Here is an 11,471-nt window from a genome sequence, read left to right as displayed (position 1 = left end):
CGTTTCTCAAAAAGTCGATCCGACACCAAACCGTCAGGAGAATGTGATGCAACGGTTGATTCGCGCAGCGGCATGCTGCGTCCTGGTTTCCTCGCTCGCGGCCTGTGTCGTGCAGCCGCAGCGGCCGGCCCGTCAGGCGCCTCCGCCCCCGCCGCGGCCGAATCCGCAGGTCGTCGCGAACGATCGCCTGCAGGAAGTTCAGGGCCGGATCGACAACCTGCATCGCCGGGTCGACGCGCGTGTCAACGGCGGCTACTACCCGCCGCCGTACGGCGCGCAGCTGCACCACCGCCTCGACGTGATCCGCCAGGAAGCGAACGACATGTCGGCGCAGCACAACGGCGGCCTGTCCGGCGACGAGCAACGCGTGCTGAACCAGGAACTCGACACGGCGGCGCGCGCCATCGGCGAGTAATGCCGGCCATGTCGGCGCCCGCACGGTGCCGGCCCGCGCCCGTCAAAGCGGCGACACCCCATGCCGCCGCTTGTCGTGAAGCGACATCCTTTTGCTCAAATTGACAATGCCCACCCGCTCGCGTACAGTCGCCCGCACGCGTCGGGAGAGCGTGTGACCGCGTAGCTAGCAACGCCGGTCGCGCCGCCGAAGGGGCACACCCGCAAACTCTCAGGCAAAAGGACCGACCGCGTCGGGGAATCCCGTCCGCGCATTGCGCGGGCCGCCTTCCCCGCACTCTGGAGAGCGGCAGTAGCCCGCTGCGCACATGCTGCGCGGGCAGGCTGCCCACCGAAGGGGCGCGCGTTCGCCGGTTTGTGGCCGCAACGCAATCTCTCAGGTATCGAGGACAGAGGGGCATGTACCGGATCGTACGCAGGCCAAAAGGCCGCGACGGTCGGCACATGGCCGTTCTGACCCGCGCGCAAGCGCCTTGCCTGAGGCCTCGATGACTGCACTGAAACACACCCCGCTCAACGCCGCGCACCGCGCGCTCAATGCCCGCATGGTCGATTTCGGCGGCTGGGACATGCCCGTCAACTACGGCTCGCAGATCGAAGAACACGAAGCCGTGCGCACCGACGCCGGCATGTTCGACGTGTCGCACATGTGCGTCGTCGATTTCACCGGCAGCCGCGTGCGCGCGTTCTTCGAGCACGCGATCGCCAACAACGTCGGCAAGCTCAAGCCCCCCGGCAAGGCACTCTACTCGTGCCTGCTCAATCCGCAGGGCGGCGTCATCGACGACCTGATCGTCTATTACTTCACCGAAGACTTCTTCCGCGTCGTCGTCAACGCCGGCACGGCCGAGAAGGACATCGCGTGGTTCAACCAGCTCAACGAACAAGGCGGCTTCGGCCTGACCATCGCGCCGCGCCGCGATTTCGCGATCGTCGCCGTTCAGGGTCCGAACGCCCGCGAAAAGGCCTGGACGACGGTGCCCGCCGCGCGCGCCGCGACCAGCGAGCTGAAGCCGTTCAACGCCGCGCAGGTCGCCGGCACGCCGTTCGGCGATCTCACCATCGCGCGCACCGGCTACACCGGTGAAGACGGCTTCGAAGTGATCGTCCCGGCCGTGCACGTCGAAGCCCTGTGGAACGCGCTGCAGCAAAACGGCGTGCACCCGTGCGGGCTCGGCGCGCGCGACACGCTGCGCCTCGAGGCCGGCATGAACCTGTACGGCCAGGACATGGACGACAACGTGTCCCCGCTCGACGCCGGCCTCGCCTGGACGGTCGACCTGTCGGCGCCGCGCGATTTCGTCGGCCGCGCCGCGCTCGAGCGCGACGGCTCGCGCGCCGCGTTCGTCGGCCTGATCCTGCAGAAGGAAAACGGCAAGGCGGGCGGCGTGCTGCGCGCGCACCAGAAGGTCGTCACGCCGCACGGCGAAGGCGAGATCACGAGCGGCACGTTCTCGCCGTCGATGCAGGAATCGATCGCGTTCGCGCGCGTGCCGGCGGCCGTTCAGATCGGCGACACCATTCATGTGCAGATTCGAGACAAGCAACTTCCCGCGCGCGTGGTAAAACTGCCGTTCGTGCGCAACGGCAAGGTCCTCGCTGCGTAACGACCAGGAAGCAACCGGGAAGCGACTGCAAGGCCGCCGCCCGGAAAGCCGGGAAATGGCGCCCGGCGCAACCACACCCGGCGCGCCCTGACGGCGCGCCAGCATAACGAACACACACTTTATCCAGGAGCATCCGATGAGCAACGTCCCGGCCGATCTGAAGTACACCGACGAACACGAGTGGATCCGCACCGAAGCCGACGGCACGCTGACGGTCGGCATCACCGATCACGCGCAGAGCACGCTCGGCGACATCGTCTTCCTCGAACTGCCGCAAGTCGGCAAGTCGGTGAACGCGGGCGACGCCGTCGGCGTCGTCGAGTCGGTGAAGGCCGCATCCGACATCTACTCGCCGGTGTCGGGCGAAGTCGTCGCCATCAACGAAGAAGCCGCCGACGCGCCGGAAGAAGTGAACAGCGACGCCTACGGCGTGTGGCTCTTCAAGATCAAGCTCGCGGCCGGCGCATCGACCGACAAGCTGATCGACGCCGACGCCTACAGCAAGCTGATCGACTAATTTTCCTTACCCGAACCGCGCGGCGCCGGCCAGCCGGCTCCGCGCGGGACCAGAGTCACGCCATGAAGCTCGAACACCCGGACCGCCTGATGAACCGCACGCCCCTCTCGCTCGCCGCGCTCGAAACGCACGACGCGTTCGCTGAACGCCACATCGGCCCCGATGCCGCCAGCCAGCAGGCCATGCTCGACACGCTCGGCTTCGCGTCGCGCGCCGCGCTGATCGACGCCGTGATCCCGGCCTCGATCCGCCGCGCCGAAACGCTGCCGCTCGGCCCGTTCGCGCAACCGAAGAGCGAGGCCGAAGCCCTCGCCGCGCTGCGCGCGCTCGCGGACAAGAACCAGGTGTTCCGCTCGTATATCGGCCAGGGCTATTACGACTCGCACACGCCGGCCGTGATCCTGCGCAACGTGCTCGAAAACCCGGCGTGGTACACGGCCTACACGCCGTACCAGCCCGAAATTTCCCAAGGTCGCCTCGAGGCGCTCCTGAACTTCCAGCAGATGGTCGCCGACCTGACGGGCCTCGCGATCTCGAACGCATCGCTGCTGGATGAAGCCACCGCCGCCGCCGAAGCGATGACACTGCTGCAGCGCACCGGCAAACCGGCGTCGAACGTGTTCTACGTCGCCGACGACGTGCTGCCGCAAACGCTCGAAGTGATCCGCACGCGCGCGCTGCCGATCGGCATCGACGTCAAGACGGGCCCGGCGGCCGACGCCGCGCAAGCGAACGCGTTCGGCGTGCTGCTCCAGTACCCGGGCGTGAACGGCGACGTGCGCGACTACCGCGCGCTCACCGATGCGATCCACGCGGCCGGCGGCCATGTGGTCGTCGCGGCCGACCTGCTCGCGCTGACCGTGCTGACGCCGCCCGGCGAATGGGGTGCGGACGTCGCGGTCGGCAACACGCAGCGCTTCGGCGTGCCGATGGGCTTCGGCGGCCCGCACGCCGCCTACATGGCCGTGCGTGACGAATTCAAGCGCCAGATGCCGGGCCGTCTCGTCGGCGTGACCGTCGACGCGCAGGGCAAGCCCGCGCTGCGCCTCGCGCTGCAGACGCGCGAACAGCACATCCGCCGCGAGAAGGCGACCTCGAACGTGTGTACCGCGCAGGCGCTGCTCGCGATCATGGCGAGCATGTACGCGGTCTACCACGGCCCGCATGGCCTGAAGACGATCGCGCTGCGCGTGAACCGCATCGCGGCGCTGTTCGCCGCCGGCGTGAAGCAGCTCGGCTTCGCGACCGTCAACGACACGTTCTTCGACACGCTGACGATCGACACCGGCTCGCGCACCGCACAGGTCCACGAATTCGCGAAGGCGAAGCGCATCAACCTGCGCCGCGTGAGCGACACGCAAGTCGGCGTGTCGGTCGACGAAACGACGACCCGCGACAACCTCGCCGATCTCCTCGCCGTGTTCGCGCAGGCCGCGGGCGGCACCGCGCCGGGCGTGGACGCGCTGGACGCGGGCCTCGCCGGCGTCGCCGCGCTGCCGGCCGGCCTCGAGCGCACGAGCGCGTACCTGACGCACCACGTGTTCAACCGCCACCATTCCGAAACCGAAATGCTGCGCTACCTGCGCAGCCTGTCGGACAAGGATCTCGCGCTCGACCGCTCGATGATCCCGCTCGGCTCGTGCACGATGAAGCTGAACGCGACGTCGGAAATGCTGCCGGTCACGTGGCCCGAATTCGGCCAGATTCACCCGTTCGCGCCGGCCGAGCAAACCGTCGGCTACCGCGAGATGATCGACCAGCTCGAGGCAATGCTCGTCGCGGCCACCGGCTACGCGGCCGTGTCGCTGCAGCCGAACGCCGGCTCGCAGGGCGAATACGCGGGCCTGCTGATCATCCACGCATACCACGCATCGCGCGGCGAAGCGCATCGCGACGTGTGCCTGATCCCGGCGTCCGCGCACGGCACGAATCCGGCATCCGCGCACATGGCCGGCATGAAGGTCGTGGTCGTCGCGTGCGACGCGCAGGGCAACGTCGACATCGCCGACCTGAAGGCGAAGGCCGAGCAGCATTCGAAGGACCTCGCGGCGATCATGATCACGTATCCGTCGACGCACGGCGTGTTCGAGCAGAACGTCCGCGAGATCTGCGAGATCGTCCATGCGCACGGCGGCCAGGTGTACGTCGACGGCGCGAACATGAACGCGATGGTCGGCCTGACCGCGCCGGGCCAGTTCGGCGGCGACGTGTCGCACCTGAACCTGCACAAGACCTTTTGCATCCCGCACGGCGGCGGCGGCCCGGGCGTCGGCCCGGTCGCGGTCGGCGCGCACCTCGCGAAGTTCCTGCCGAACCAGCGTTCGACCGGCTATGCGCGCGAGGAAGACGGCATCGGCGCGGTGTCGGCCGCGCCGTACGGCTCGGCGTCGATCCTGCCGATCTCGTGGATGTACATCGCGATGATGGGCGCGAAGAACCTGACCGCCGCGACCGAAACCGCGATCCTCAACGCGAACTACATCGCGAAGCGCCTCGCGCCGCACTATCCGGTGCTGTATTCGGGCCCGGGCGGGCTGGTCGCTCACGAGTGCATTCTCGACCTGCGTCCGCTCAAGGAAACGAGCGGCATCAGCGTCGACGACGTCGCGAAGCGCCTGATGGACTACGGCTTCCACGCGCCGACGATGAGCTTCCCGGTGCCGGGCACGCTGATGGTCGAGCCGACCGAATCGGAATCGCAGGAAGAACTCGACCGCTTCATCGCCGCGATGATCGCGATCCGCGACGAGATCCGCGCCGTCGAGGAAGGCCGCGCCGACCGCGAGGACAACCCGCTGCGTCACGCGCCGCACACGGCAGCCGTCGTCACCGCGAACGAATGGCCGCACGCGTACTCGCGCGAGCAGGCTGCGTACCCGGTCGCCTCGCTCGGCACGAACAAGTACTGGCCGCCGGTCGGCCGTGCGGACAACGCCTATGGCGACCGCAACCTGTTCTGCTCGTGCGTGCCGATGTCGGAATACGCATAACGCGCGCCCGCGCCAGCGTCCGATCGTGACCACACCGCACGCAGCCACCGGTTGCGTGCGGTTTTTGCATTCGCCGACCGGCCAACCGATGCGCGCTTGCCCGCCAATCCGGCTAACATCACACGCGATCCAGCCAATCAAGGAGTTCCGCATGGTGCGTCCGATGTTTCCGGGCCATGGTGCAACGCAGGAGCGGCCGCGCACGCGCCGCGCCGTGCCGCTGCTCGTCGCGTCGCTGTCGTTTGCCGCCGCCGGCCTCGGCACGGCCGGCAGCGCGCGCGCGGCGATGAATTTCTGCGCGGCGCCCGCGTTGCAGGCGAGCGAGACGACCCAGGCCGAGCCGGGTGTGCAGGCGCTGATTCGCAGCGTCGACGCGCGTATCGGCGAGCAGCCGAAGGCGATGCCGCGCGTGCACACCGAGGGCACGCTGCCGCACGAAGGCATCTACGACCAGAGCGCCGACGCGCTGAAGGACATGGAGCTGATGCGCGACGCCGCGCTCGCGTGGCGCGTGACGAATGCGCCGCGCTACCTGCAGCTCGTCGACCGCTTCCTGTCCGCGTGGGTGTCGACCTACCAGCCGAGTTTCAACCCGATCGACGAGACGCGCTTCGACAGCCTGATCGTCGCGTACGACATGACGGCAAGCGCGCTGCCGGTCAAGACCCGCAACGCGACGGCGACGTTCATCGCGAAGCTCGGCGCCGGCTATGTCGCGCAGATCGACGCGCAGAAGCGCCCGCTCACCGGCACGTGGCGCAACAACTGGCAGAGTCACCGGATCAAGCTGATCGCGCTGTCGGCGTTCACGCTCGGCGACCGCAAGATGATGAACGCCGCGCAGCGGCTGTTCGTCGAGCATCTCGCCGACAACATCGGCCCGGACGGCAAGACCTGGGATTTCGACGAACGCGATGCGCTGCATTACGCGGTGTACGACCTGCAGCCGCTGGTGACGGCCGCGCTCGCCGCGCGCCGCTTCAACCGCAACTGGCTGCGCGAGCGCGGCGCGAACGGCGCGACGCTCGCGGCCGCGCTCGACTGGCTCGTGCCGTACGCGCTCGGCGAGAAAACGCACGAGGAATTCGTGCATTCGCCGGTGCCGTTCGACGCGAAGCGCCGCGAAGCCGGCTTGCCCGGCTACACGGGGCAGTGGGATCCGAAAAGCGCCACGGAACTCTTTCATCTGGCCGCGCGGCTCGACGGGCGCTATGCCCGCGTCGCGCGACAGCTATCCCCCATGCCGCCCGCATGGCTGGCCGCGTGCCTGCCGTTGCAGGCGCGCTAGCACTATTCTTAAAGCAAGGCAGGAATCGAAATGGCAGTCAGCGTGTTTGACCTCTTCAAGATCGGTATCGGCCCGTCCAGTTCGCATACGGTCGGACCGATGCGCGCGGCGCTGATGTTCGCCCAGGGCCTCGAGCGCGACGGGCTGCTCGAGGCGACGGCCCACGTGAAGGTCGAGCTGTACGGCTCGCTCGGCGCGACCGGCAAGGGCCACGGCACCGACCGCGGCGTGATGCTCGGCCTGCTCGGCGACGCGCCCGACACCGTCGATCCCGATACGATCGACGCGCGGCTCGACGACATCCGCAAGACGAAACAGCTCGCGCTGCTCGGCACGCATCCGGTGCCGTTCGTGCTGAAGGAAAACATCGCGTTCTACCGGCAGGCGCTGCCCGAGCATCCGAACGGGATGAAGCTGCGCGCGTCCGACGCGAACGGCGCGGTGCTGGTCGAGCGCACCTACCTGTCGGTCGGCGGCGGCTTCGTCGTGACGGCCGGCGCGCCGAACACGAAGGTGCTGAGCGCGGCCGAGCAGATGACGCATCCGTTCCGTAGCGGCGCCGAACTGCTCGCGCTGACCGAGTCGACCGGCAAGTCGATCGCGCAGCTGATGTGGGAAAACGAGCGCGCGTGGCACACCGAGGAAGAGACGCGCGACGGGCTGCTGAAGATCTGGGCCGTGATGCAGTCGTGCGTGTCGCGCGGCTGCGGGATCGGCAACCCGCAGGCCGAAGGCAACCTGCCCGGCCCGTTCCAGGTCAAGCGCCGCGCGCCGCAGCTGTATCGCGCGCTGACCGGCAATCCCGAGCGTGCACTGCAGGATCCGCTGTCGATGGTCGACTGGATCAACCTGTATGCGATCGCCGTCAACGAGGAAAACGCGGCCGGCGGCCGCGTCGTCACCGCGCCGACCAACGGCGCGGCCGGCATCATCCCGGCGGTGCTGCACTACTACACGCGCTTCACGCCGGGCGCGAACGAACAGGGCGTGATCGACTTCCTGATGACGGCCGCCGCGATCGGCATCCTGTACAAGCTCAACGCGTCGATTTCGGGCGCGGAAGTGGGCTGCCAGGGCGAAGTGGGCGTCGCGTGCTCGATGGCGGCCGGCGCGCTCGCGGCCGTGCTCGGCGGCACGCCGCGCCAGGTCGAGAACGCGGCCGAGATCGGGATGGAGCACAACCTCGGCCTCACCTGCGACCCGGTCGGCGGGATGGTGCAGATCCCGTGCATCGAGCGCAACGCGATGGCATCGGTGAAGGCGGTCAACGCGGCGCGCATGGCGCTGCGCGGCGACGGCTCGCACTACGTGTCGCTCGACTCGGTGATCAAGACGATGCGCGAGACCGGTGCCGACATGAAGACGAAGTACAAGGAAACGTCGCGCGGCGGGCTGGCGGTGAATATCGTCGAGTGCTGATGCGGGCTCCGGCGGTAATGCGGGGCGGATCGGTATCCTGCATGACTGCCGGTCGCGACACCCGGCACTGATCGTTCAGCCAGTTCTCCAGTCGCAATCCCGGATAGCTGACGAAATCCCGCTCGTTGTTGGTCACGAGGACAACATCGAGCGACAGCGCATGAGCGGCGATCAATTTATCGAGGTGATCCTTCTTCCGTTCGCGGGTTGCCTCATGAACCGGGCCATATGCTTGCGCGGCTGCGGCGTCGAACGATGCAACGGGAATATCGTCGATCCGACACTTTTCACCGGCCGGTGCACCGGCGCCCCGCCAACGGGCGTAAGCTGTACGTCCCGCTACCCAGGGAGACGGCAGCCCATGTCGCATTCCAAGGATCTCGAGCCGCGCGCCACCACCGGCGCGCGACTGCTCGTCGATGCGTTGCTCGCCAATCACGTCGAACGCGTGTTCTGCGTGCCGGGCGAGAGCTTCCTCGCCGTACTCGATGCGCTGGCGGACGACACCGCGCGCATCCAGACGGTCGTCTGCCGCCACGAGGCGGCCGCCGCGAACATGGCGGAGGCGGTCGGCAAGCTGACCGGCCGCCCCGGCATCGCGTTCGTCACGCGCGGGCCCGGCGCGACGCACGCGTCGATCGGCGTGCACACCGCGTTCCAGGATTCGACGCCGATGATCCTGTTCGTCGGCCAGTGCGCGCGCGAACACCTCGACCGCGAAGCCTTCCAGGAAATCGACTATCGCCGGATGTTCGGCCAGATGGCCAAATGGGTTGCGCAGATCGACGACCCGCGCCGCCTTCCCGAATACCTGAGCCACGCGTTCCACGTCGCGACGTCCGGCCGGCCCGGCCCCGTCGTGCTCGCGCTGCCGGAGGACGTGCTGTCCGAAGCGTGCGCGCCGCAGCCCGTCGTGCCTCCCGCGAAACGCGTCGCGGCGTCGCCGTCGGCCGCGCAGGTCGACGAGCTGCGCGAGCGGCTCGCGCGCGCCGAGCGGCCGTTCGCGATCGTCGGCGGCAGCGGCTGGACGCCCGACGCCTGCGCGAACCTGCGCAGCTTCGTCGAACGCTGGCAACTGCCGGTCGCGTGCGCGTTCCGCTTCCAGGACACGTTCGACAATGCGCACGCGAACTACGCGGGCGACGTCGGCCTCGGGATCAATCCCGCGCTCGGCAAGCGGATCCGCGAAGCCGACCTGCTGCTGGTGCTCGGCCCGCGCCTGGGCGAGGCGACGACGGGCGGCTACACGCTGCTCGACATCCCGAAGACGCGCCAGACGCTGATCCACGTGCACCAGGGCGCGGACGAGCTCGGCCGCGTGTATGCGGCCGACCTGCCGATCGTGTCCGGCATGCCCGAGATCGCGGCGCCGCTCGCCGCGCTCGACCCGCCGGCACAGCCCGCGTGGGCCGGCACGGCCGCCGACGCGCATCGCGCGTACCGCGAATGGCATGCGCCGCTGCCGATGCCCGGCGACGTCCAGCTCGGCGACGTGATGGTGCAGTTGCGCGAGCGCCTGCCGCACGACGCGATCCTGACCAACGGCGCCGGCAACTACGCGATCTGGCTGCATCGGCACTTCGCGTACCGGCACTTCCGCTCGCAGCTCGCGCCGACCAGCGGCGCGATGGGTTACGGGCTGCCGGCCGCGCTCGCCGCGAAGTCGCTGTATCCGGCGCGGACCGTCGTCGCGCTCGCCGGCGACGGCTGCTTCATGATGGCCGGCAACGAGCTCGCGACCGCGATGCAGTACGGGCTGAACATCGTCGCGATCGTCGTCAACAACGGGCATTTCGGTACGATCCGCATGCATCAGGAGCGCAATTATCCGGGGCGCGTGCACGGCACCGGGCTCACGAACCCGGATTTCGCCGCGTATGCGCGCGCGTTCGGCGCGCATGGCGAGACGGTCGAGCGCACCGCCGAATTCGCGCCGGCACTGGAGCGCGCGTTGACCTGCGGGCTGCCGGCACTGATCGAGATCCGCATCCCGCAGGACGCCAGCACACCGGCCGCCACGCTCGAGCAGATCCGCGAGCAAGGCCGCCGCGCGCGCGGCGCATGACCGTGGAAATGCGCGGCGCGCCGGCCGGCCTCGCCGTGTCGCTGTCACACGACGACGCGCTCACCCACCCTGGCACGCTGCTCGCCCCCGACCGCACGCTCGTCGCGCCGTACGACCTCGAGCACGGCAGCGGCCCCGCGGACCATCACGTGCCGGCCGCGCCGGCGCTCGGCCTGCTGCACGCCGCACACCAGCCGTTCCGGCTCGACTACGGCCACGCGACGCACGTACACGTGATCAACGGGATGGGCGTCGCGCTCGGCGACTCGGTGATCGGGCTGACCGCGCTCGCCGCGCTGCGCGCGATGCATCCCGGTCTGCACTTCACGCTGTACCGGCCGGCCCGCGCGCCGCGCCACGTCGCCGCGCTGTACGCGCTCGCGGCCGATGTCGTCGCACCGTCGCGGGCGCTGCCGTACGCGGCCGACGCGCTGCCCGCGCACGCGCCGTGCATCGATCTGGGCAATCACCTGTACTGGCCCGCGTTCGCGCGGCAGCCGATGATCGACTTCTTCCTCGACGCGCTCGGCGTGGATCCGGCCACGGTGCCGGCCGCCGCGAAGCGCAATCGCTGGCTCGCGCGGTTGCGGCTGCCCGCGCTGCCGGCCGAATGGCAGCGGCCGTACGCGCTGTTCTGCCCGACCGCGAGCACCGCGGTGCGCAGCGTGCCGCCCGCACTGCGCGCGGCGTTCGTCGAGCAACTCGCGCAGCGTTACGGGCTGCCGGTGGCCGGGTTCGGTCCCGTCGCGCATCCCGCGTACGTCGACGTGAGCCGCGACGCGGCCGACACCGCGCATTTCATGGCCTGGGTAAAGGGCGCGAGCGTGCTGTTCGCGCCCGACACGGCGGCGCTGCATCTCGCCGACGGCTTCGACGTGCCGACGCTCGGCTGTTTCACGACGATCGGGCCGGCGCTGCGCGTGCGCGACTATCCGCACTGCGTGCCGGTCGCCCTCGACCTGCCGGCCGAATTGCACGGACTGCATCGCAGCGAACGGCAGGACGATCTCGCCGCGGTCGAAGCCGCCTATGCGGCGATCGACTGGGATGCGCTGCCGTGGCCGGCACCGCGCGACGCGGCCGCGACGGCCGGAGCGCAACGCACAACGCGCTAGGGCCTGTTCACGCTAATAACGGGCTTGCGCTGGCCCCCAGAAGGGCCGAGCGCAAG

General features: G+C 69.2%; 8 protein-coding genes, 1 pseudogene and 2 riboswitches. Of the genes and pseudogenes, 8 read left to right on the top strand and 1 reads right to left on the bottom strand.

Features of this window, described 5'->3' with window-relative positions:
• The first annotated feature begins 46 nt into the window (after positions 1-46).
• The 6 genes from ACTJKF_RS19870 (at position 47) to ACTJKF_RS19845 (ending at position 8,235) form a co-directional block, all read left to right on the top strand.
• Positions 47-415 carry a hypothetical protein gene (locus ACTJKF_RS19870; protein WP_440625389.1) on the top strand — a complete coding sequence of 123 codons (369 nt, stop codon included), beginning with the start codon at positions 47-49 and terminating at the stop codon, positions 413-415.
• A gap of 132 nt (positions 416-547) precedes the next feature.
• Positions 548-651: riboswitch (glycine riboswitch) on the top strand.
• Positions 652-683: 32 nt separating this feature from the next.
• Positions 684-817, top strand: a riboswitch (glycine riboswitch).
• A gap of 85 nt (positions 818-902) precedes the next feature.
• Positions 903-2,021, top strand: a complete 1,119-nt coding sequence (gcvT, locus tag ACTJKF_RS19865) for a glycine cleavage system aminomethyltransferase GcvT (protein WP_440625387.1) — start codon at positions 903-905, stop codon at positions 2,019-2,021.
• Positions 2,022-2,157: 136 nt separating this feature from the next.
• Positions 2,158-2,538: a glycine cleavage system protein GcvH gene (gene gcvH / locus ACTJKF_RS19860; RefSeq protein WP_440625386.1), complete on the top strand. Its 381-nt coding sequence runs from the start codon at positions 2,158-2,160 to the stop codon at positions 2,536-2,538.
• Positions 2,539-2,600: 62 nt separating this feature from the next.
• Complete coding sequence (gene gcvP / locus ACTJKF_RS19855; protein ID WP_440625384.1) at positions 2,601-5,528, top strand: aminomethyl-transferring glycine dehydrogenase; 2,928 nt, start codon at positions 2,601-2,603, stop codon at positions 5,526-5,528.
• Between the two features lie 151 nt (positions 5,529-5,679).
• On the top strand, positions 5,680-6,816 hold the full coding sequence (locus ACTJKF_RS19850; RefSeq protein WP_440625383.1) for an alginate lyase family protein: 1,137 nt from the start codon (positions 5,680-5,682) through the stop codon (positions 6,814-6,816).
• Between the two features lie 30 nt (positions 6,817-6,846).
• The gene (locus ACTJKF_RS19845) at positions 6,847-8,235 is read left to right on the top strand and encodes an L-serine ammonia-lyase (protein WP_440625381.1); all 1,389 of its coding nucleotides are present in this window, start codon (positions 6,847-6,849) and stop codon (positions 8,233-8,235) included.
• 70 nt (positions 8,236-8,305) lie between these two features.
• Here ACTJKF_RS19845 and ACTJKF_RS19840 read toward each other — a convergent pair.
• Positions 8,306-8,512, bottom strand: a pseudogene (locus tag ACTJKF_RS19840) (VapC toxin family PIN domain ribonuclease); the annotation flags it as partial.
• A gap of 84 nt (positions 8,513-8,596) precedes the next feature.
• Between ACTJKF_RS19840 and ACTJKF_RS19835 the strand changes: the two are divergent.
• Positions 8,597-10,300: a thiamine pyrophosphate-binding protein gene (locus ACTJKF_RS19835; RefSeq protein ID WP_440625380.1), complete on the top strand. Its 1,704-nt coding sequence runs from the start codon at positions 8,597-8,599 to the stop codon at positions 10,298-10,300.
• Entirely contained in the window at positions 10,297-11,415 is a 1,119-nt protein-coding gene (locus ACTJKF_RS19830; protein ID WP_440625378.1) for a glycosyltransferase family 9 protein, read from the top strand. The genes ACTJKF_RS19835 and ACTJKF_RS19830 overlap by 4 nt, the downstream gene beginning before the upstream one ends.
• The last annotated feature ends 56 nt before the right edge of the window (positions 11,416-11,471 follow it).

The organism is Burkholderia sp. 22313 (genome assembly GCF_052045245.1).
GTDB lineage: Bacteria > Pseudomonadota > Gammaproteobacteria > Burkholderiales > Burkholderiaceae > Burkholderia.
Note: the sequence above shows the minus strand (reverse complement) of the source record. Positions and strands in the feature narration are given on the sequence as shown.

Bases quoted from the DNA above. Each gene is read 5' to 3' on its own strand.
- ACTJKF_RS19845 (WP_440625381.1), top strand. From the start codon at position 6,847: ATGGCAGTCAGCGTGTTTGACCTCTTCAAGATCGGTATCGGCCCGTCC.
- gcvT (WP_440625387.1), top strand. From the start codon at position 903: ATGACTGCACTGAAACACACCCCGCTCAACGCCGCGCACCGCGCGCTC.
- ACTJKF_RS19850 (WP_440625383.1), top strand. From the start codon at position 5,680: ATGGTGCGTCCGATGTTTCCGGGCCATGGTGCAACGCAGGAGCGGCCG.
- gcvP (WP_440625384.1), top strand. From the start codon at position 2,601: ATGAAGCTCGAACACCCGGACCGCCTGATGAACCGCACGCCCCTCTCG.
- ACTJKF_RS19870 (WP_440625389.1), top strand. From the start codon at position 47: ATGCAACGGTTGATTCGCGCAGCGGCATGCTGCGTCCTGGTTTCCTCG.
- gcvH (WP_440625386.1), top strand. From the start codon at position 2,158: ATGAGCAACGTCCCGGCCGATCTGAAGTACACCGACGAACACGAGTGG.
- ACTJKF_RS19835 (WP_440625380.1), top strand. From the start codon at position 8,597: ATGTCGCATTCCAAGGATCTCGAGCCGCGCGCCACCACCGGCGCGCGA.
- ACTJKF_RS19830 (WP_440625378.1), top strand. From the start codon at position 10,297: ATGACCGTGGAAATGCGCGGCGCGCCGGCCGGCCTCGCCGTGTCGCTG.